This is a genomic window from Amycolatopsis nigrescens CSC17Ta-90, from assembly GCF_000384315.1.
Classification (GTDB): Bacteria; Actinomycetota; Actinomycetes; order Mycobacteriales; family Pseudonocardiaceae; genus Amycolatopsis; species Amycolatopsis nigrescens.
Map to the genome: position 1 here is coordinate 1,829,494 of NZ_ARVW01000001.1, position 20,489 is coordinate 1,849,982.

General features: G+C 68.7%; 17 protein-coding genes and 1 pseudogene. 10 read left to right on the plus strand and 8 right to left on the minus strand.

All coding sequences use genetic code 11. From position 1 onward, the window contains the following. Positions 1-62: 62 nt before the first annotated feature. From AMYNI_RS49745 to AMYNI_RS49520, 3 genes and pseudogenes are all read right to left on the minus strand, one after another. Positions 63-575, minus strand: coding sequence for a hypothetical protein (locus tag AMYNI_RS49745; RefSeq protein ID WP_211225470.1), 513 nt, complete (start codon positions 573-575; stop codon positions 63-65). Between the two features lie 328 nt (positions 576-903). Further along, positions 904-1,044 (minus strand): annotated as a pseudogene (locus AMYNI_RS50485) (TetR family transcriptional regulator); the annotation flags it as partial. A gap of 88 nt (positions 1,045-1,132) precedes the next feature. After that, positions 1,133-2,116 (minus strand): pentapeptide repeat-containing protein, encoded by a 984-nt coding sequence (locus AMYNI_RS49520; RefSeq protein ID WP_169515719.1) that lies wholly within the window; start codon positions 2,114-2,116, stop codon positions 1,133-1,135. 151 nt (positions 2,117-2,267) lie between these two features. Here AMYNI_RS49520 and AMYNI_RS49525 point away from each other — a divergent pair, with 151 nt between their 5' ends. After that, positions 2,268-3,029, plus strand: coding sequence for a hypothetical protein (locus tag AMYNI_RS49525; RefSeq protein WP_020667559.1), 762 nt, complete (start codon positions 2,268-2,270; stop codon positions 3,027-3,029). Between the two features lie 4 nt (positions 3,030-3,033). Here the strand turns inward: AMYNI_RS49525 and AMYNI_RS44035 are convergent, their stop codons facing one another. The 5 genes from AMYNI_RS44035 to AMYNI_RS0108435 form a co-directional block, all read right to left on the minus strand. Beyond that, complete coding sequence (locus AMYNI_RS44035; protein WP_157357294.1) at positions 3,034-3,750, minus strand: hypothetical protein; 717 nt, start codon at positions 3,748-3,750, stop codon at positions 3,034-3,036. Positions 3,751-3,790: 40 nt separating this feature from the next. Then, positions 3,791-6,538: a WD40 repeat domain-containing protein gene (locus AMYNI_RS47115; protein ID WP_020667561.1), complete on the minus strand. Its 2,748-nt coding sequence runs from the start codon at positions 6,536-6,538 to the stop codon at positions 3,791-3,793. After that, on the minus strand, positions 6,453-7,991 hold the full coding sequence (locus tag AMYNI_RS47120) for an ATP-binding protein (RefSeq protein ID WP_026360194.1): 1,539 nt from the start codon (positions 7,989-7,991) through the stop codon (positions 6,453-6,455). The genes AMYNI_RS47115 and AMYNI_RS47120 overlap by 86 nt, the downstream gene beginning before the upstream one ends. A gap of 90 nt (positions 7,992-8,081) precedes the next feature. Continuing rightward, positions 8,082-12,707 carry a DUF7927 domain-containing protein gene (locus AMYNI_RS0108425; protein ID WP_245573904.1) on the minus strand — a complete coding sequence of 1,542 codons (4,626 nt, stop codon included), beginning with the start codon at positions 12,705-12,707 and terminating at the stop codon, positions 8,082-8,084. 327 nt (positions 12,708-13,034) lie between these two features. Further along, positions 13,035-13,610, minus strand: coding sequence for a dihydrofolate reductase family protein (locus tag AMYNI_RS0108435; protein ID WP_020667564.1), 576 nt, complete (start codon positions 13,608-13,610; stop codon positions 13,035-13,037). 424 nt (positions 13,611-14,034) lie between these two features. Here AMYNI_RS0108435 and AMYNI_RS0108440 point away from each other — a divergent pair, with 424 nt between their 5' ends. The 9 genes from AMYNI_RS0108440 (at position 14,035) to AMYNI_RS0108480 (ending at position 20,397) form a co-directional block, all read left to right on the plus strand. Continuing rightward, on the plus strand, positions 14,035-14,943 hold the full coding sequence (locus AMYNI_RS0108440; RefSeq protein ID WP_026360195.1) for a diiron oxygenase: 909 nt from the start codon (positions 14,035-14,037) through the stop codon (positions 14,941-14,943). Next, on the plus strand, positions 14,940-15,779 hold the full coding sequence (locus tag AMYNI_RS0108445) for a class-II aminoacyl-tRNA synthetase family protein (RefSeq protein ID WP_020667566.1): 840 nt from the start codon (positions 14,940-14,942) through the stop codon (positions 15,777-15,779). The genes AMYNI_RS0108440 and AMYNI_RS0108445 overlap by 4 nt, the downstream gene beginning before the upstream one ends. Continuing rightward, a complete protein-coding gene (locus tag AMYNI_RS44045; protein ID WP_063713757.1) occupies positions 15,776-16,207 on the plus strand; it encodes a 4'-phosphopantetheinyl transferase superfamily protein in 432 nt (143 codons plus the stop codon). Before AMYNI_RS0108445 ends, AMYNI_RS44045 begins: the two co-directional genes overlap by 4 nt. Positions 16,208-16,211: 4 nt before the next feature. Next, the gene (locus AMYNI_RS0108455; RefSeq protein WP_245573905.1) at positions 16,212-16,421 is read left to right on the plus strand and encodes a phosphopantetheine-binding protein; all 210 of its coding nucleotides are present in this window, start codon (positions 16,212-16,214) and stop codon (positions 16,419-16,421) included. Between the two features lie 71 nt (positions 16,422-16,492). After that, positions 16,493-16,894 (plus strand): MaoC/PaaZ C-terminal domain-containing protein, encoded by a 402-nt coding sequence (locus AMYNI_RS0108460; RefSeq protein WP_020667569.1) that lies wholly within the window; start codon positions 16,493-16,495, stop codon positions 16,892-16,894. After that, positions 16,894-17,724 carry an SAM-dependent methyltransferase gene (locus AMYNI_RS0108465; protein WP_020667570.1) on the plus strand — a complete coding sequence of 277 codons (831 nt, stop codon included), beginning with the start codon at positions 16,894-16,896 and terminating at the stop codon, positions 17,722-17,724. Before AMYNI_RS0108460 ends, AMYNI_RS0108465 begins: the two co-directional genes overlap by 1 nt. 20 nt (positions 17,725-17,744) lie before the next feature. Then, positions 17,745-18,338, plus strand: a complete 594-nt coding sequence (locus tag AMYNI_RS44050) for a TetR/AcrR family transcriptional regulator (RefSeq protein ID WP_020667571.1) — start codon at positions 17,745-17,747, stop codon at positions 18,336-18,338. Further along, positions 18,335-19,561, plus strand: coding sequence for a YbfB/YjiJ family MFS transporter (locus tag AMYNI_RS0108475; RefSeq protein ID WP_020667572.1), 1,227 nt, complete (start codon positions 18,335-18,337; stop codon positions 19,559-19,561). The genes AMYNI_RS44050 and AMYNI_RS0108475 overlap by 4 nt, the downstream gene beginning before the upstream one ends. Then, on the plus strand, positions 19,558-20,397 hold the full coding sequence (locus AMYNI_RS0108480; protein ID WP_020667573.1) for a pyridoxamine 5'-phosphate oxidase family protein: 840 nt from the start codon (positions 19,558-19,560) through the stop codon (positions 20,395-20,397). Before AMYNI_RS0108475 ends, AMYNI_RS0108480 begins: the two co-directional genes overlap by 4 nt. Positions 20,398-20,489 lie beyond the last annotated feature (92 nt).

Consider the following 20,489-nt stretch of genomic DNA (forward strand, 5'->3'; position numbering starts at 1 on the left):
GTGCTGGGCGACCGGTTAGAGCGACCTGGCAACGAGCTGAGGAGATCGTGAGAGCGGCCGGTTCAGCCGAAGTCGCGACGACGGAGGGCGAACAGGCCGCCACCGAGCAGGACCGCGGACAGCGCGAGCATGGCGAGTGCGGGCACGGGGTCGAAGGAGGCTCCGGCGACGGTGTTCGGGATGTAGTGGAAGGGCTCGAAAGCCGTTCCGCCCCACAGTCCGTACAACGGGCCGGCCGCCCTGCCCAGTACCGCCACCGCGATCCAGACGGTCCAGGCGATCGCCACCGAGGCACTGGGCAGCAGCCCGTAGGCGAGCGTGCAGACCGCGCCGACCAGCAAGGCCGCGGGGAGGGTGCCCAGCGTCCCGGCGAGGATGCGGGTGATGTCCGCGGGATCGCCGACGAGTAGTGCGTAGAAGGTGCCGAACACTCCCCCGGCGACGGCGAGCAGGAGCGCGGTGCCGAGGCCGGCCACCACCAGATGCCCGGCGGCCCAGCGGAGCCGGGTGATCGTGGTGGCCTGCACCGCCTCGGCCCTGCCGGTGGTCTCCTCCGCGCACAGCCGCTGGACCATCAGCACCGGGTAGAGCGCGATGACGTGCGCGAAGATCAGGATGAGCGCCCAGGCGCTCGCGGTCGGTCTCGGCCAGCCACTGCGCGCCCAGCTCGGCCAGCTTGTCGAACAGCGGCGCCGCCCGGCCTTCGGTCAGCGCACGCGCGACGTACCGCTGATACGGGCCGAAAGCGGTACCGGCGACCGCCACGTAGTTGACCTCACCGGCGCCGCCATCGGCCCGGACCTGGTCGTTGATCTTGTGCAGGGCCCTGGCCAGATAGGCGTCGCAGGCGTCGCGCAGCGCTTCCTTGGAGCCGAAGTGGTGGCGCAGCAGCCCGGAGGACACGCCCGCGGTCTCGGCGATCCCGCGGATCGTCGCCCGGTCGAAGCCGTGCTCGCCGAAATGCCGCAGCGCCGCGTCCCGGATCCGCGCGCGAGCGGTGAGGTCCTCCGGATCGGGTTCGCTCACCTTCGACCGCCTATCCACACGTGTACCTGACTACCCATGCGAGATGGTTACTACACGTGCGTGTAGTCCGTCGAACAGGGCGGCTCACCAGGGGTGCGCGGTCCTGTCAGCCGTCGGTCGCGGCGGGCGGCAGGGTCAGTCCGCTCGGTGGCCCGTCCGGCCAGGCGTCGAAGTACGGGAGGACACCGAACGAAGCCGAATGGAAGCTGACCTTGCCGCCGGAGAATTTCACGCGCCGGAAGTCGATGTCACCGGCGGAAAACTCCGCGCGGCCGAAATCGACGGTGCCGCCGGAGAACTCCGCCCCCTCGAAGTCGAGGATGCCGCCGGAGAACCGTGCCCGCCGGAAGTTGAGTTCGCCACCGACGAACTCCGCGTCGTTGAAGATCAGCGCGGTACCCCTCGGCACGACGATTCCGACGAATTCACCACCGTCGAAGGTCGCGCCGGTGAAGTCGAAACCGCAGCCCTGCCACGAATTCGCCGCGCCGGGACGCAGGTGGGCGGTGATCACCGCGAGCACGGTGCGCCGTACCTGCCGCTCCTCGCGCGGGTCCTCGTCCCGGCGGACCGGCGAACAGGTCTCGTGCCGCGGGCGGCCCGACTTCCGCAGCCCCAACCGGTGCGGTCGTTCCCGTGGCCGCCCGCGTCCGAGGCCACCGGGTGGGTCATAAGGCATCCGCAGGTAGGCGCACAACACGTTGATGCAGGTCTGCCGCTGCTCGTGCCAGTCGTCGGCCAGCGCGGCCATCGCATACACCCCGGCCAGCCGCACCGCCGCTCGCTCCGAACCCATCAGCTCGGACGCTTTGCCGAACCGGTCGGTGAAGGCCGTGGTGTCCGCCCGGCGCTCGGCGGCCTCGCCGAGCCGCTGCTTCCGGTAGGCCACGGTCAGCGCGATCACCCCGCCGATCCCGGCGACCACGGCGAACGCGATCTTCAGCCCGTCCAGCTTGTCCCGCGGTGCCAGCGGTTTCGGGTCCGCGGTCAGCTCGGGCGAACCGAGTGCCCACCACAGGAACCAGACCGCGACCGCCGTCAGCGCCATGCCGAGGAGCAGCCACAGCGCGATGTGCACGAGGAAGGGCAAGCTGAGCCCGGCCTGCCTTCCCGGACTTCCCGGTCTGCCAAAGGGATCGGGCCGACGCCGGACAAGAGGCATGCCCGGCACAGTAACCCAGCGGGCTGGCAGCTTCCGGCCTACCGGGACCGGTCCCGGCCGGTGGCCGTTACGGTCGGCTATGCCCAAGGACGACACGCGGCTGCGGCGGAAGGCACTGAAGCTCGTGCAACAGGTCGAGACGGCCTGGGCGGCCCGTGGGCCGGGCGGTTTCACCGGCCGGGGCGACGCGTTCCGCTTCGTGCAGGCGGCGACCAGGGCGGAGACCGTGCTGTTCCGCGTCGTCTGCGGCGCCCTGGACGACTTCGGTCCTCGCGTCACGTACGGGGAGGTCATGCGCCTGCGGTCGCTGGCGTGCCTGCAGGCCACCGGCCGCACGGCCGCCACCGGCGCGATCACCGCGGCCAGGGGCGCGCTGTGGGCGCTGGACCGGCCGGGGATCAGTGTCACCGATCCGGAGCTGAACCTGGCGCCGGAGTGGTCGCCGCCGGTCAAGGCCGAGCTCGTGCCGGGGGAAAGCGTGACCAGGTACCTGCAGTCGGATCGACGGCTCGCCGCCGCCGCGGACGCGCGGTTCGCGCTCGCCGAGCGGCTGGCGCATTTCCTGCCCCGCCCGGACGGAGACGAGATCACCCCCGAGGCCATCGACGCGACCCTCCGCGCCCGGGACAAGTTCCACCGCCTCGACGAGACGCTGGTGTGGAAGTGCCAGGTCGAGACCTGCCGGCGTCGCGACGCCGTGGACGAGGCCCGGATCCTGGCGATCGAGGCGGAACTGGTTTACCGGGCCCTCGCCGAGACGACCCAGCGGTACGGGCCCGACGACGTCAGCCACGCCGAGCGGCGGCGCGACTCCGTGCTGGACCGGCTACCACTGGCCTGAAGGCTCAGATCTCCACGTCGAACCCCATCGTGAGCTCGGCCTCGCCGGTGACCCGCAACGAGACGAACGCCGACGAGCACAACGAGCCGTTGACCTCTTTCAGGCCGGCGGGGAGATCGGCAGGGCCGGGCCGGGTGATCAGGTCGAAGCCCGCGTCCAGAATCGCGCGGATTCGTGGCACCGCGCAGGTGACGGCCATCAGGCGGTCGGTGTCGGTATGGGAGATGTGCAGTTCCACGGTTTCGGTGGCATAGGCGGCCCGCAGGAACTCCTGGGTGTTCCCCGATTCGAGCAGCAGGCCGGTGTCCAGGTCGAAATCCATCGACGGGAGCAGCAGCGAAGCTCGCAGGAAGCCTTCGTGCGCGTCGAGGTACAGCGACGCGCCCTCCTCCCGGATCGCCTCGTCCAGTCCGTCCAGCTCGGGCCGGAGGTCCGGAGTCAGGCAGACGAGGATGGCGGCGCGCCCGCCGGAACCCAGGTAGACCGCCGAGCCCGCTTCGGCGAACGTGTAGTACGGCGCGTTGAAGCGCACCGCCCCGGTGCCGGCCGGATACGTCGCGCGGACCTGCGCCTCCGCCCCGTCGGTGAAGCTCGGTTCGGCGATCGGCGGCAACCGGCGCCCGCCGACGACAAGGCCCGGCCGGTGGAACGTTCCGGTCAGCACCGCCGGATCGAACGCCACGACCGAGATCGGCCCCTTCTTTCTTCGCCACCAAGCCATTGCCGCAAGCTACTCAGCAGGCGCGGGACCGGTCCCGAGTTCACCGGCAACCGAGGCCGGCGAGGTCCGTGGCGCCGCCGTCGGCGAGGTTCCGGCAGACCTCCTCGACCGCGCGTTCCGGCCGGATCCGCCAGAGCGCGACATCGGTGTCCTGGCCGCCGGCGGCCAGGATGCTGCCGTCCGGGGAGAACGCCAGGTCGTTGGGCGCGCCGACCAGCCCGGTGGCGTTGGCCAGCAGGCTGCCGTCGTCGACGTTCCACAGCCGGACGATCGCGTCGTCGGTGGTGCCCGAGGCCAGCGTCCGGCCGTCCGGGGAGAACGCCAGGTCGCGCACGGCGGACGGGTGCCGGACCCCGAAGTCGCGCAGCACTTCGCCGTTGGCCGGGTCGCGGAGCTGGATCTGCCGGTCTCCGCCCGCGGTGGCCATGATCCGCCCGTCCGGGCTGATCGCAAGCCCGGTCATCAGCTCCGAACCGGTGGAGGCCGCCCATGCCTCGGTGAAGTCGGTGGTGCGCCAGGTCCGCAGCATCGTGGTGATCGAAACCCCTTCGTCGGCGACCTGCGAATCGGCCGTGGTCGCGGTGAGGTTCGCGCCGTCCGGGGAGAAAACCATGCTCTGGACGGAGAACTCGCCCAGTTCGATCGTCTGGCGTTCGGCGAGGGTCGCGGTGTCCAGGATGTGGATGCGGTAGTCGTCCGGAGTGTCGTCGCCGACCGCGAGCGGCAGGCCGGAGGCCACCGCGATCAGCTTCCCGTCCGGTGAGACGACCATGTCGCCGCGCAGTTCCCTGCCAGGCAGGGGAAGTGCTCGCACCTGGCCGTCCGGTTCGGTGACCCGCAGGGCGCCCTTCTGGATGGCGTCCACCCTGGTGCCGTCCGGGCCGTAGCGCAGGGTGCCGGTGAGGCTGCCGGCCGAGTGGAACTGCTCCTTCTTCTCGCCGGTGCCCGGATCCCAGAGGTGCACCAGGCCGTCGCCGTCGGTGGCGGCGACCGTCTTCCCGTCCGGGGCGAACGCGATGCTGATCACCGATCCGGTCGGGCGGGTGTACCAGGAAGTGTTGCGCTGCCAGCGGGTTATCGTCCCGTTCCCGGCCGCCGCGGCCACCGTCCTGCCGTCCCCGGACACCGCGATGTCCATCACCGTGTCCCGGTCCCACGCCTGGTTGCCGATCCGCTGGCGGCTGCTCATGTCCCAGCGCTGGATCTCCGCTCCGCTGCCCGCCATCAGGCGCAGCCCGTCCGGGGTGAACGCCAGCGTCCCCGGCCCGAAACCGCCGCCCAGCTTGATCGGGTCCTCGCGCTCCCCCGTTTCGCTGTCCCACAGCCGGATGATGACGTCGTTCTGGCTGCTGGTGGCCAGCAGACCGGCACCGAAAGCGACCCGGAGGGCGCCCTCGGCCGGATGCTCGGCGAGCTGGGTGACCAGGGTGGCGGCTGTGGCGTTATCGGCCCGCCACAGCTCCACGGTGCCGCCTTGGCGTGCCACGGCCAGCCGGCTGGAGTCCCCGTTGAAGGCGAGATCTTGGATTATTTCACCGTTGCCGGGAAACCGTTGCAGCTCGTCGCCACTGAGCGGAGTCCAGGTGACCACCGGAAGATCCCCGTCCAGGCCGACCGCCGCGACGCCCCGCCCATCCGGACGCCAGGCCACCTGGAAGACCCCCGGCAGCGTGCGGACGAGGCGTCCGCTGGGCACTTCCCAGATCCGCACCCCGTCGTTCTCCGCCGACGCGGTGGCCAGCATTGAACCGTCCGGAGAGAACTCCACGTCGGATATTTCTTCGGTGTGCCCGGCGAAGTCGGCGTCCAGCGGCCGGTTGGCGCGGACGTCCCACACCACGACCCTGCCCTGGGGCCCGCCAACGGCCGCCAGGTCGCCGGTCGGGCTGAGGTCCATGCTCAAGGCCGAGTTGAGCCCGGAGGCGAAGGTCGCCGGATAGGTCAGCATCGACGCCGAGAGCAGGGCGCCGCGCGATTCCGCGGTGGGGCCGGCCTGCCACGCCGACAGGGCCTTCCGCATCGACTCGCCGGGGTCGGCGTCGGCGTTCAGCAGCGACTCCGCGGCGAACTGCCGGGACAGCGCGCTCAGCCGGTCGCGTTCCGCGTCGTTGCGCGCCACCAGCGCGACCACCCCCGCGGTCAGCGCGGCCACCAGCAGCACGGCGAGCCCTGCGACCAGCCCGCGCAGCCGGCGCGTGGAGCGCTGCTGTGCCCGCGCACTGGCCTGCAGGAACTCGCGTTCGCCGTCGGTCAGGTCGGTGCGCCCGTCGGCCCAATCCTGCGCGGACGCCAACCGCGCGCCCCGGTACAGCGCGCCTTCGTCGCGGCCGTTTTCCGTCCAGTACCGCACCGCTTCGTCGAGTTGCTGGCGCACCAGCAGGCCGTGCCGGTCCTGCTCCACCCACTCCCGCAGCCGCGGCCACGCGGTGAGCAGTGCTTCGTGGCTGAGCTGCGCGCTGTCCTGGTCCGCGGTCACCAGCCGGGCTTCGATCAGCGGGCCGAGCACTTCCGGGTCCAGCTCGCGCTGGTCGGCGCGGCGGCGGACCACCCCACCGCCGTCCACGACGGTCACCATCCGCAGCAGGGCCTGCCGCAGTGCTTCCCGGCCGGATTCGTCGAGCGCATCGAAAATCCGCTCGGCGGTGCCGGACACCGCGTGCTCGATCCCGCCCGTTTCCAAATATCCTTGTGCGGTAAGGGTTTTACCCCGCCGGTTCCGCCAGGTGGCCAGTAGCGCGTGCGCCAGCAGCGGCAGCGCGCCGGGGTCGTAGTCGATCCCTTCGCGCACCCCCGAGGTCGGCCACCAGCCGTTCGGCGAGCCCGGATTCCACCGCCAGCCCCGCCTTCGCGGCGGGTTCGGTCACCACGCGGTGCAGTTCGGCCGGGGTCATCGGGCCCAGCACGAACTGGTCCGGCAGCGCCGGTGCGAGGGGCTCCAGCCTGGTGCACTGCTCGTAGAAGTCCGCCCGGACCGCCAGCACCACCAGTGCCGGCCCGGCATGGGCCAGCGCGGTGGCGAAGGCCAGCCGTTCGCCCGCGTCGGCGCACTGGGTGAACAACTCCTCGAACTGGTCCACCACGATCACCAGCCGGGCCGACTCCGTACCGCTGGCGAGCGCGGCCTGCCTGGCGAGCGCGCCGAATCCGGCCGGTGCCTCCCGCAGCTGCCGCGCCACGGCGACGGCGGAAACGCCGGCCAGCGTTGCGACCCTGGCGGCCAGTTCGTCGAGCGGGTTCGCGCCAGGGGTCAGCAACAGTCGGGGCCAGGCCGCGGAGTCCGCAGCGGGTAGGTCGCCGGCGGCGAGCGCGGGCAGCAGACCGGCGCGCAGCAACGAGGACTTCCCGGCGCCGGAAGCACCCACGAGCACCAGCGGGCCGGAGCCGTCGAGCCGTTCGGCCAGCCTGGCCAGCAGCTCGGCGACCGCGTTCTCCCTGCCGTGGAACCATTCGGCATCGCCGAACTGGAAACTGGTGAGGCCGGGGTACGGGCACGGCCCGTCGGACGGCGGCTCGGGCTTTTCCCGCTCGTCGGTGCCGCCGGGCCTGAGCCATTGCCGCACCTTGGTCACCGCGACCAGGAAACGGTGCGTGACGTCGCCCTGCTCGCGTTGTTCGGTGCGCGCCAGCAGCAGCTCGCGCTGCACGTCGCCAAGTGTCCTTGTCGACTCGGCCAGCGCCTGCTTCAGCTCGGTGAGCATCCACCTGAACTCGTCGAAGTCGTTGCCCAGCACCGCGATCGCGCCGACCAGCTGCTGGTGCAGGTCGCGCGCGTGGGTGGCGGATTCGGTCAGTGCCGCGGAGATACCGTCCACCGCACGCAGCACCTGGCCCACCTCGCCGCGCAGGTGCAGGGTCTCGTCGTCGGAGGCTTCCAGCCGCGACAGCAGTTCCTCGGCGACCGCGTCCCGCCACTGCTCGTCCGACGGCTCCACACCCTGTCGGCGCATCCGGTCGGCGGTTTCGGAGAGCAGGTTCGCCAGGTAGTTGCCGCCCATCCCGCCGAGCTGGTCGAGTGCGGTGCCGAAGGCGTCCGCACCGCCCAGCGCGGAACCCGCGATAGGCGCCACCGCGGCCGCGGTGAGAAAGGCGTACATCCCGTACGGGGTCGCCTTGCGCAGCCCGCGGCCGGTGCCCTGGCCCGCCGCGCGGACCCATTCCCGCACGCCGCGCCTTGCCTTCCGGCCGGCCTCCTGTACTTCTTCCCCCTGGTCGTCGACATCGCCTTCGAATGCCGGTGGCATTGAACCCCTCTCGTCGAACGCAGCCAAAGTAGCCACGTACGCGAGCAGCCGTCACCGTACTTTTGCCCACACCGCAAGCGATCCGTTCGCTCAGGAGCTGCGCCGGCTGCCCGCGAGGCGCAGGGCCACCCCGGCGAGCAGGAGCACGATCGCGCCGATGAGCAGATCGGTGATCCGGGCGCCGGTGTCGGCGAGCGCTCCCGGATCCGGCTGACCGGGCGGAACCGGGGGTTTCGTGCCGGGGGGCTGGGGCGGGGTTGTCTCGGGGTCGACCTCGGTGTCGGTGGAGCAGCCCGCTTCGGTGCCGGTGACGCAGTTGGCGCCCGGCGTGCTGGAGACGACCCCGTTTCGCAGGTGCCGGTCGCCGGTGAGGTCCGGTTTGACGGTGAGCGAGTAGCTGATCGTCACCGTCTGCCCGACCCCGAGCGGTCCGCGCCAGGCGAGCCGCGGGACGGCCAGTTCGACGGTGCCGGCGGTGGCCTGCACGTCGCCGTTGTAGCTCGCGTCGTCGAGCACATCGGTGAGGTCGTCGGTGAAGGCAGCCTCTTCGTAGCCGGCCTTGCCGGTGTTGGTGACCGTGATGGTGTAGCTGACCTTGTCGCCCGGTTGCACGGCGGTGGGTTCCGCGTGCTTGGCGATGACCATCGAGCGCACCGGTGTTTCGGTGCCGCAGTCCGGATCGGGCTCTCCCCTTGCCGTCAACGCGGTCAGTGCCGTCAGTGCAGTTGCTGCCGGTTCCGGGAGCGGGCAGTTGGTGTCGTCCTGGCTGGTGACCGCGTTGCCGAGCACCTGATCGCCCTGGGGCGGGCGGCCAACGGTGACCGAGTAGCGGATGGTGATCTCCGCCCCGGCCTCGACCGTGCCCGTCCAGCTCAAGTACGGCCGCTGGTAGTCGACCGTGCCGCCGGTGGTTTTCGCGTCGTTGTTGTAGACGGCGTCGTCGAGCACCCCGGTCAAATCATCGGTGAACGAGGCGTCCTGGTAGGCGGCTTGGCCGGTGTTGCGGACGGTCACGGTGTAGCCGACCGTGCCGCCGGGGGCCGCGGGTGACGGCTCGGCGGACTTGGTGATCTTCAGCTTGGGCGCGGGCAGCTGGGTGCGGCAGTCCGGGTCGGTGGAGTCTTTCGCGCAGTTCGAGCCTGGCGCGGTGACCACGTTGGTCAGCCGGTGATCGCCGGCGTTGGTGACGGTGACCGAGTAGGTGATGGTCGCGGTGGCGCCCTTGGCCAGCGGACCGGTCCAGGTCAGCTTCGGCGAAGCGAAAGCGACAGTGCCCGAATCGGCGCGCGCGTCGTCGTTGTAGGTCGCGTCGTCGAGCACCCCGGACAGATCGTCGCTGAAGGAAGCGGCCCGGTAATCCGCCTCGCCGACGTTCTCCACGGTGATCGTGTAGGTGACGGTGTCGCCCGTCTTGATCTCGGCCGGCGAACCGCGTTTGGTGACCTTCAGTGCGGGCAGCGGCGTATCGGTACCGCAGTCCGGGTCGGTTGCGCCCGGCGGGCAGTTGGTGTCGTCGGTGCCGGTGACCACGTTCTTCAGTCGCTTGTCGCCCTGCGGCGGGCTGTGCACGGTGACGGTGTAGACGATGTTGACCGCCTCGTCGACCTCCACGTCACCGGTCCAGGTCAGCACCGGCGCGCGGTAGGAAACGGCCCCGTCGGTCGCCTCCGCATCGTTGTTGTAGGTGGCGTCGTCAAGCACCCCGGACAGATCGTCGGTGACCTGGGCGCCGGTGTACTTCACCTTGCCGTCGTTGACCACCTGGATGTTGTAGGTGATCGTGTCGCCGGGCTGCGGGTCCGCCGGGTACGCGATCTTGCTGATGTTCAGCTCCGCGATCGGAGTGACCGGATTGCACTCCGGCTTGGTGTTGCCGGGAGGGCAGCCGGAACCGTCCGGACCGGTGATCGCGTTGCGCAGCTCGTTGTCGCCGTCGGGCGGTGTCCCGACGGTCACCGAGTAGGTGATGGTGACGGTTTCGCCCGCGGCCAGATCGTGCACCCAGCTCAGGGTGGGCTCGGTGTAGGTCACCGTGCCGACGGTGGCCGTGGCGTCGTCGTTGTAGGCGGCGTCGTCCAGCGCGCCGGACAGGTCATCGGTGAAACGCGCGCCCGGGTAGGCGCCCGTGCCCGGATTGTGCGCGGTCACCGTGTACGTGACCCGCTGGCCGGGCTTGGCGGTGGCCGGGTCCGCGGTCTTGACCAGCTCCAGCAGCCCGATCCGGGTGTCGGTCGAGCAGTCCGGGTCGGTGCCGTCCTCCGGGCAGGTGGAACCGTCCGGGCCGGTGACCAGGTTGCGCAGCCGCTTGTCCCCGGCGGGCGGGGTGCCGACCGTGACCGAGTACGTCACCGTCACGGTCTCGCCCTTGGCGACGTCGCCGGTCCAGGAAAGCCGCTTCGCACCGGCGTCGTACGACGTGCTGCCCGTCGTCGCGGTGACGTTGTCGTCCCAGGCGGCGTCGTCGAGCACCCCGGACAGATCGTCGCTGAAGGACGCGCCCGGGTAATCGGCCTCGCCGGTGTTGCGCACGGTCACCGTGTACGTGACCCGTTCGCCCGGCTTCGCGTCCGGCTTGTCCGCCACCTTCTTGATTTCGACCGCGCCCACCGGAATCTCGCTGGTGCAGTCCGGATCGGTGCTCTCGGGCTGGCAGGTGGAGCCCTCGGGGCCGGTGACCGCATTCCGCAGCTTCCGGTCACCCGTCGGTGGAACGTGCAGCGTCACGGTGTAGTTGATGGTCACCGTCTGACCGGCCGGGATGTCGCCGGTCCAGCTCAGTTTCGCCACCGCGGGGTCGTAGGACGTGCTGCCCGTCGTCGCGGTGACGTCGTCGTTCCAGGCCGCGTCGTCGACCACGCCGGACAGGTCGTCGGTCAGCGTGACCCCGTTCGCGGCCGCCCCGCCGACGTTCTCCGCGGTGATCGTGTACGTGACGGTGTCCCCCGGTTTGACCGTGGCCGGGGACGCCGACTTCTTCACCACCAGACCGCTGACCGGCTCGTCCGTGCCGCAGCCGGGGTCCGTGCCGCCCGGCGGGCAGGTGGAGCCGTCCGGGCCCACCACCTGGTTGGTCAGCCGCCGATTGCCGCCGGGCGGATTGTCGACCGTCACCGAGTAGGTGATGGTGACCGTGCCGCCCTGGGGCACATCGCCGGCCCAGCGCAGTTTCCGGCCCGCGCCGTCGTAGGTCAGCGTGCCGGCCGGGGCGCCGTCGGAGCCGGTCGCCGTGGCGTCATCGCGGTAGGTGGCGTCGTCGAGCACGTCCGCCAGGTCGTCGGTGACCGTGGCACCGGTCCAGTCGGCCGTGCCGTCGTTGGTCAGGGTCACGGTGTAGGTGACGGTGTCGCCGGGGCCGGGCTCGTCCGGTGTGCCGCTCTTCGCGATCTTCAGCAGCGCCACCGGCGTTTCGGACGAGCAGTCCGGATCGGTGCCGCCCTCGGCGCAGTTGCTCTCCGGTGCCGTCACGGTGTTCTTCAGCAGCTTGTCCCCGCCGGGCGGGGCGCCGACGGTAACCGAATAGGTGACGGTGACCGTCGCGCCCGGCGCGATATCGCCGGTCCAGCTCAGCTTTGCCGACCCGCTGTCGTAGCCGGGCTGGGTGGGGGTGTCGGTGCCGCCCGTGCTGGCCACGGCGTCGTTGTTGTAGCCGGCGTCGTCGATCACCCCGGACAGGTCATCGGTGACCGTGGCGGTCGCCGGCCCGTTGCCCTCGTTCGTCACGGTCAGCGTGTAGCGCACCGTATCCCCCGGCTTCGCGGTCGCCGGGGTCGCGCTCTTGCGGACGACCAGATTCTCGGTCAGGTTCGGCGCGACCGAGCAGCTGGCCAGATCGGTGATCGGCCACGAACCGCCGGACTCGGACTTGATGCGCCCGACCTGGTTGTTCTGCGCGTTACCACCGGCGACCTGAACCGACACCCCGGTACTCGGGTCCACTTTGTACAGTGCACCACCGTAGTAGCCCAGGTAGATCGAGCCGTTGAAGTAGGCCATGCCGTAGTTGTTGAAGCCGTTGGCCGACCCCGGCCCGGTCACCCGCACCGCCTGGGTCGTGGTGCCAGTGGCCGGGTCCAGCCGGTAGACGTAGGTCGACCCGCCGTAGCTGATGCCGTAGTAGGCACCCCCGTCGGAGTCCACGAACAGGTCGGGCACCAGGGTGCCGCCCGCGAAGACCGGATCGTTCGACGGCACCGACGTCAGGTTCTGACCCCTTGTCCACACCGTCGTCGCGCCGGTCGCCATGTCCATTCCGAACAGTTTCGGCGCGCCACCGTTCTGCGCCCCGTACAGCATTCCGCTGTCCGGGTCCGCGGTGAGGCCACCCCAGTTCACCCCGGACGGCAGGTCCCGCGTCGCGCCGCCGGCGATCTCGTCGGTCACCGTGCCGGTACCCGAAACTTGCTTGTACAGCTTCAGGTTCCCGGTGGTGTAGCTGGAGTAGAACGCCGCCGCCGCGCCGGTGTCCGGGTCCTTGCCCATCGCCATGTTGGTCGCCCAGTACTCCGGCAGCCCGGTGCCAAGCCGCTTGCTGATCACCGTGTTCTCGATGGTCGCGTCACCCGAGGTGTCGGTGCGGAACTGCATGCCCGAGCGGATGTTGCTGTGGTAGAGGTGCGCACAGTCGAAAGTGGACGGATTCTGCTCGGCTTCCACCGGCCAGGTCGCCGCGTCCGCCTGCCCGGAGCCCAGCATCAGCACCGAAGAGGCCACTGCCACGGCGAGCACCGAAGACCACACTCGCCGCCCGAGTCGGCCGGCACCAGCCACCGAGATCACAGCATCACTCCGGCCCGTCGGCGAACAGTTGGATCACAGGCAACCAACGCCCCTCGCCCCCGGCAACTCCAGTTCACCCGACCGAGTTCGGTGCGATGGAGACCGGGGGGAACTTCACCAACGAAACGGCTACGGTCTATTCGGACACCACCTGCGACGGCGATGTGACCGGGATCGTGCACCCACGCTCACGCATGGTTGTCGAGGGCGGGAGCATCTACGTTCCTTGATCATCAAGCGGAGCTGGCGGCCGGCCCGATCACGCGGTCAGCGGCGGACGTCGTAGATCAGCTTCTGGATCCCGTTGCGGTAGGACTCGCTCTCCACCAGCTCGAGATTCTGCTTGTCCTTGTCGGTGTCGCTGAACAGCCGCTTGCCGGCGCCGAGCAGGACCGGGAAGACGAGCAGGTGGTAGCGGTCGATCAGCCCGGCGTCAGACAGGTTCCGGTTCAGGGTGGCGCTGCCGTGGATGCTGATCGGCCCGCCTTCGGTCTCCTTCAGCGCGGCGACGTCGTCCAGTGAGCGGAGGATGCTGATCTCACCCCAGTTGGACACCAGGTCCTTCTCCTGCAGGGTGGTGGACACGACGTACTTCGGCATTGCGTTGTAGCGGGGGAACTCCGCGGTCATCCCCGGCCACACCGGCGAGAACGCCTGGTAGCTGACCCGGCCCAGCAGCATGGCGGTGGCCTCGTCCTGCTCGCGGCTCTTGAGCTGGTAGGCGGCCTCGTCGAACTCGATGTCCTTGAACGTCCAGCCCGAGCTGCGGTGGCCCGGCTCCCCGCCGGGTGCCTCGATGACGCCGTCGAGCGAGACGAACGCGGTGGCAATGAGGGTGCGCACTGGTTACTCCTTGGTTGGTCTGGCGTGCTGTCGTCAGAGCGTCGAACGGGAGCCGCCGGAAACGACACCTCGGGCAAAGATTCTTCCGACGCGCCCGCCGGGACCCGCTCTGAACAGGTCGAACGCGGGCGGCTTCCGGTGGTTCATGCACGGCTGTCGCCGCGCTGTCATCACCGCCGCGGAGGCAGGCGTGCGACAGCGCACACGAAACCAGGCATCGTACACCGGCCTTGCCGGTAGCGCCCAGCACATCGAAGCATTCGGGCAAGAATCGTCTCAACCCTCGAATACCGCTTCGACCACCTCTGCGACTGGTTGACACTTGACAGACCTGTCTGTGAGACTTATGGAGTATCAGGCCATAAGCAAATCACCATCGCGAATGATCATATTTCCGCGATAACAGGTAGCGAGGTGCGCCAGAGTGTCCTCAACCCTGCTCGATAGCAGCGAACGACTCCGCGAAATCCTTAATCGCCTCAGCGTGATGTCCGTCGAAGACTATTACAACCCCTATCGCATGTTCGAGTGGCCGGAGGCCTTACCGGACGAAGCGTGGTGGATGAGCCCGGAACTGATGACCACATTCGACACGGACGAACTGTCGACGCTGAGTGAATCGCAGAAGTACGCACTCTCCCGCTATGAGAGCGTAAACTTCTACAGCCTCAACGTGCACGGAATCCGCGAACTCCTGATCGAGGTGACGCGCCGGATTCATACGACCGACTTCGCGACACCTTCGGAGTTCTTCCACCACTTCATCGGCGAAGAAAACGAGCACATGTGGTTCTTCGCCCAATTCTGCCTTCGCTACGGAGGTAAGATATACAAACAACCCAGAGGCGGCGCCGAGACCGTACCGCCAAGCTCCGCGGAGAGCCTGCTGGTCTTCGCCCGGATTCTGATCTTCGAAGAGCTGGTAGATCATTTCAACTCCAAGATGGCCAAGGACGAACGGCTGCACGACACCATCCGGGCCATCAACAGAATTCACCACCAGGACGAATCGCGTCATATCGCGTTCGGCCGGGAGCTGGTGCGCCTGCTTTTTGCGGATTTCTGCGAGAACGCAACCACGGCAGAACGAGCTGAGGTGCACGACTACATCCGACGGTACCTGGACTACAGTTTTGAGTCACTCTTCAACCCGCAGGTGTACCGAGACGCCGGACTCGAGGACCCGCTGGGCGTCCGCCGGCGTCTGCTCGAATCACCTCGGCGAACGCAGTTTCAGCGCGACGTGTTCCGCAAGACAAGTTCCTACCTGCAGAAAATCGGAATGATCAGCGACGAATACGAGTCCGGGAAGGTGGCGAATTCTCCGGCATGACCGAACATGACGAACTTCGCCTACTGGACGGCATAGCCATCCTGGATCCGAAGCTTACCGAACTGCTGCACGCCCTCGATCAGACCTTCAGCGACTGGGGATTCGAGAACGGTGCGCAGGCCATTTGCCCGCCACCGGTCTACCGGACTTCCGATCTGGCGAAGTTCGATGTGTATGTGAACTTTCCGCACCTGTCGTTCGTGGCCGGTCCGCTGGACGCGTCCCCGGAGTCGCAGTCGAAGAGCGGCAGCTTCAGCCCTGCCCAGATTCAAACGGCCGACCTCGGCCTGCCCACCGCGACCTGCTTCGGCGCCTACCTCTTCTTGGAAGACCGACAGGTACCGGACGAAACCCTGATCACCCTGGTGAACAGATGTTTCCGGCATGAAGACCATTACGACGGCCTGCGCAGGTTGCTCAGCTTCCAGATGCGCGAGATCGTCGCCGTGGGGTCCTATCAACACGCCCGGGAGCACCTCGAGAAGTTCGGCGAAAAAGTCACCGCGTTCGCCGAAAACGTCGATATCTCACTGGACAAGCTGGTGGCGCACGACCCGTTCTTCGAACGTTCCGGCGCCAGATCCCGAATGCAGGAACTGCAGGCGGTCAAGCACGAATTCCAGTCGGACGGGCTCGCCATCGCATCGGTCAACATGCACCGCAACTTCTTCGGCGAAAGATGCAACATACGCACCGGCGATGGCGCGGTCGCCTTCACCAGCTGCGTGGCGTTCGGGCTGGAGCGCTGGTTGAGCGTGCTGGTGGACCGGCATGGCACCGCTGCCAAGGCGACCGACCGGGTCCTCGATGCGGCGAGAGTCACCGTCCGGCAATGAACCCGTCCCCCAGAGTCGGAGTGGACATGGTCCTTGTCAGCCGGGCGGACGAGTTCATCCAATCCGACGCCGGTGTGCTGCTTCGGCGGGCACTGACCGCGGACGAAATCACCGAAAGCAGCCGCGCGCACGGCCACCCCGACCCGTGCACGGTCGCCGGCAAGCTGGCGATCAAAGAGGCGGTCTTCAAGACCTTTCAGACGACGCAAGCGATGGTGCCATGGCTGACGATCCAGACCAGGAAATCCGCCGGAGGCTGGCCGGAGGTCACCCTTGTCGGCCGCGCCAGGAAGCTGGCCGGCGACGCCGGGTTGCGCGGCCGGATATCAGTAAGTGTGTCCTCTGCGGGCGCCTTTGTGGTCGCGGTGGCCATGGCCACCTTTCACGAACAGGAGATTCTTGATGGCGGGGCAACCCACTTCCAGTGACGTCGTGAAGTCCTGGATATTGGCCAAGCATCCCGACCGCAGCGAGCTGGACGCAGAGGAGGAGCTGATCGAAACCCGACTGGTCGACTCACTCGCTTTTGTCGAGTTCGTATTCGTCATCGAACAGGCGTACGGCGCGTCGATCGACGTCGACAACATCGACCTCAATGATTTCCGCAGCCTGGCAGCCATCGACAAGGCGTTTCGGCGATGAACACGAATGCCGGTCCAAGATACGCCGAAGACTTCACCGTAGGTCTCCGGCGCGAACTCGGCAGGCACACAATGAGCGAGGCAGAGATCGTCGAGTTCGCGACCAGCTACGATCCGCAGGTTTACCACGTGGATGCGGTGGCGGCACGCGACACGGCGTTCGAGGGACTCGTCGCCAGCGGATGGCACACCGCGGCCGTCTGGATGCGGCTCTACGTCGGCACGGCCTTGGCCTGCGTCGAAGCACATGGCTCGCCCGGCGTCGACGAGCTGCGCTGGCTGGAACCGGTTCGCCCCGGCGACACGCTGGCCGGTACCGCGGAAACGGTCGGAAAGATGCCATCGCTCACCGAGCCGCGGATCATCACCGTCAAGGAAAAGGGAATTCTTACCCGATCCGACGGGGTACCGGTGTTGAGCCTGGTGCTCTTCAGTCGTATTTTCCGGAAACCTCCGCGCGAGGAGAGCACATGATGGAGGACGTCTCCTATACGGCGCAGTGGACGGCAGCGGTCAGAGCCCTGGAGACGGCCAGGGAGGAAGACCGGCTGTTCACCGACGAGTACGCGCATATTCTGGCGGAGCCGAAAGGCTATCAACTACTCGAACGGTATCGAGGAGGAGGTGTCGCGGAGTTCGTCACCGTGCGCACCCACTATTTCGACCTGGCGATCGTCGACGTCGTGCAGAACACGAGCATACGGCAGATCGTGCTGGTCGCCGGCGGCATGGACACCCGGGCGCATCGCCTGGAATGGCCGGCGGGCAGCACGATCTTCGAACTCGACCACGAAGCACTGCTTCGGGAGAAGCAGCGGCGGCTGGCCCCGGTGACGGCCGGTCCGAAGGTGGCCTGCATTCCGGTCGGCGTAGACCTCGCGACCAGTTGGTCACCCGTGCTCGAGCAGGCCGGTTTCGACCCATCGGCACCGACCTTGTGGCTGGTCGAGGGATTGCTGTTCTTTCTCACCGAAGCACAGGCGGCCGGCCTGCTGGACACCATCGCGGCGATATCCGCCTCGGGGAGCCGGCTGGTGGTCGACATGATCAACGAGGAGTTGCTGCGTCATCCGATGACCCAGTCCTTTTTGGCCACCTTGCGCGACGACGGCACGCCGTGGCTGTTCGGCACGGACGACCCCGCGGGCTTCCTGAGCCGGCACGGCTCCTGGCAGGTCGACGAGGTCCTCGAACCGGGGCAGTTCGCCGCGGACACCGGCCGGTGGCCCTACCCTTGCCGCCCGCGTCAGGTGAAGGGGGTGCCGCGGAGCTGGCTCGTGCGAGCGACCCTTGATCTATACTGACAGGTCTGTAAAATACGCCTATGGCACCCGCGACCGCGAAACAACGTCTCATCGATACGGCGACGGAACTGTTCTATAACCAGGGCATCACCGCCACCGGCGTGGACAGGGTGGTCGCCGAATCGGGAGTGTCGAAACCGACGCTGTACGCGCATTTCCGGTCGAAGGCGGATTTGGTGGCCGCGGTGCTCCAGCATCGCCATGAGCGGCGACTCGACCAGCTCGACCGGTTCGTGCGCGAGCGAACGAGCGATCCGGCGCAGCAGGTCCTGACCGTGTTCGAATGGCTGGCTCGGTGGCACCGCGGCCCCGGCAAGCGGGGATGCGCCTTCGTCAACGCCGCGGTCGAGGTCGTCGAACCGGACGCACCCGCCTACGCGGTGATTCGCGCGCAGAAGGACTGGATGCGGAAGTACCTCGTCGGGCTGTGCACCGACGCCGGCGCGCGGCAGCCGGACGAACTCGGTGCCCAGTTGATGCTGCTGGTCGAAGGCGCGAACGCGCAGGTGCTGACCGTGCAGGACCGCAAGGCGGCGGATCGAGCCAAGCGGCTCGCGGTACTGGCCATGGCCGAGGCGGGAATCCAGGTCACCGACCGTCGGGACAGCCGGTGACCGAGTCTTCCGCCACGGCCGCGACGGACACCGGCGCGGTCCCGTTCGGCACGACGTTGCGCATCGTCGCCGGCTTGGCACTCGGCCCCGCGGTCGCACTCGGGCTGGCCCGATTCGCCTATGCGCTCCTGCTGCCACCGATGCGGACAGCGCTGGACTGGTCCTACTCGACCGCCGGTGCGATGAACACGGCCAACGCGGTCGGTTACCTGGCCGGTGCGCTACTGGCCACCACCGCCGGCCGCCGCTGGGGAACGCGCCGGACGTTCATCGGTGGCATCGCCGTCACCGGGGTACTGCTGCTGGCCTCCGCCGCCACCGGCCAGGTTGTCCTCCTGATGGCCTTCCGCCTGCTGGTGGGCGCGTCCGGTGCGGCCAGTTTCATCACCGGTGGTGCACTCGCTGCCCAGCTCGGCCAAGGTCAGCGGCCCGCGCGGGTGGCCGCCCTCTTCGGGGTGTACTTCGGCGGCGGCGGATTGGGGATCACCGTCTCCGGCCTGGCGCTGCCACCGGTGCTCGCCTCCGCCGGCCTGGACTCGGGTTGGCGCTGGGGCTGGGTTCTGTTGGGCGCCTTGACCCTGCTCTCCTTGTGCGCGGCCGTACCCGCGGCACGGCGCAGTCCGGTCCCTGCCACAAACGGGGAGCGACGTCCCTGGCCCGCCAGCAGCCTCGCATTCCTTCTTTGCGGATACACGATTTTCGGCGCGGGCTACATCGCCTACATGACGTTCATCGTCGCTTTCCTCCAGGCCGACGGTGCCGACGCGACCACCGTCTCGTTGTTCTGGGCGGCGTTGGGCCTGGCCGCGATCGCGGGAGGCTTCGTCTGGGGCCCGATGCTCGGCCGCCTCCGCGGCGGGCGTGGCCCCGCGGTGCTGATGCTGCTGGTGACCGTCGGCGCGGCACTCCCACTGGCCTCCGGCTCCGCAGTGGCCATGTTCGGGTCCGCAGTCGTGTTCGGCATCTCCTTCCTCGCGGTGGTCGCCGCGGTGACCACCGTGGCGCGGACCGCCCTGCGACCCCAGCACTGGGCCGCCGCGATCGCGGCCTTGACCACCGGGTTCGCCCTCGGCCAGGGGATCGGCCCCATCCTGGCCGGATTGCTGGCCGACGGCGCGGACGGAGTACGGGCCGGGCTGACCCTGTCCACCGTCATCCTGCTGGCCGGAGCCGTGGTCTGCCTGGCCCAGCCCGCCCGGCGCGCACCCGTGGAATCGTTGTGACACCCGGGTTCCACCCCGGCGAACTGCACGTGCAGCAACGCGCGGGCGAGCGGGAACGCGCCCAGCTCGTCGGCCGCATGGTCGACCGGGAACTCAGTCCCGGCATCCGCGAGCTCCTCGCCGGAATGCGCACCATCGCCATCGCCACGATCGACCACGACGGGAACCGGTGGACCACGCTGTGCGCCGGCACGCCGGGCTTCCTCGCCGGGGAGGCGCGGCGTTTGCGCATCGGTTCTCCCCCACCGGTGACGGACCCGGCTCGGCCACGGGCCGGCGGTCTCATCGGCGCCATCGGGATAGATATGGCGCACCGCAGACGCGTCCGGATCAACGGCACGGCCGAAGCGGTGACCGACGATGAAGTGGTCATCGCCGTGCGCGAAGCCTACGGCAACTGCCCGCGGTACATCGACCCCACCGCGAACCACCTGCGAGACCACAGCGCACAACGGCGATACCGGCCGGCGGCCGTGTTGAGCCCTCGGCAGCGGAGACTCATCGAGGCGGCGCCGGTGTTCTTCATCGGCTCCGCACACCCGAGGTTCGGGGCCGACGCGAGCCACCGCGGCGGGCCGCCCGGATTCGTCACCGTGCACAGTGGAACCGAAATATCCTTTCCGGACTACCGCGGCAACGGCCTGTTCAACACCCTCGGCAACCTGGCAGACCACCCGTCCGTCGGGCTGGTGTTCGCCGACCCGGCCGACACCATGCTGCAGGTCACCGGTCGCGCCGCCATCCATTGGCACCCCCGTTCCGACACCGGAGAACCCTCGCGCACGGTGTCCGTGCACATCACCAAGGTCGTCGAAAGCAACGCACCGAAACCCTGAGCGGCACGGAACCGCGCAGGTACCGCTTGTCGTCGGTCGGCGTGAGGTCCTGGTCCCCGCCCGCGCCGGGACCGGTCCCCACGGGCCCGGCT

What these genes read in the sequence shown, in the direction of transcription:
- AMYNI_RS49525 (WP_020667559.1), top strand. Translation starts at nt 2,268, where the DNA reads ATGCCCAAGGACGACACGCGGCTGCGGCGGAAGGCACTGAAGCTCGTG.
- AMYNI_RS49745 (WP_211225470.1), bottom strand. Translation starts at nt 575, where the DNA reads ATGGTCCAGCGGCTGTGCGCGGAGGAGACCACCGGCAGGGCCGAGGCG.
- AMYNI_RS44050 (WP_020667571.1), top strand. Translation starts at nt 17,745, where the DNA reads ATGGCACCCGCGACCGCGAAACAACGTCTCATCGATACGGCGACGGAA.
- AMYNI_RS0108465 (WP_020667570.1), top strand. Translation starts at nt 16,894, where the DNA reads ATGGAGGACGTCTCCTATACGGCGCAGTGGACGGCAGCGGTCAGAGCC.
- AMYNI_RS0108445 (WP_020667566.1), top strand. Translation starts at nt 14,940, where the DNA reads ATGACCGAACATGACGAACTTCGCCTACTGGACGGCATAGCCATCCTG.
- AMYNI_RS0108460 (WP_020667569.1), top strand. Translation starts at nt 16,493, where the DNA reads ATGAGCGAGGCAGAGATCGTCGAGTTCGCGACCAGCTACGATCCGCAG.
- AMYNI_RS44045 (WP_063713757.1), top strand. Translation starts at nt 15,776, where the DNA reads ATGAACCCGTCCCCCAGAGTCGGAGTGGACATGGTCCTTGTCAGCCGG.
- AMYNI_RS47120 (WP_026360194.1), bottom strand. Translation starts at nt 7,991, where the DNA reads ATGCCACCGGCATTCGAAGGCGATGTCGACGACCAGGGGGAAGAAGTA.
- AMYNI_RS44035 (WP_157357294.1), bottom strand. Translation starts at nt 3,750, where the DNA reads ATGGCTTGGTGGCGAAGAAAGAAGGGGCCGATCTCGGTCGTGGCGTTC.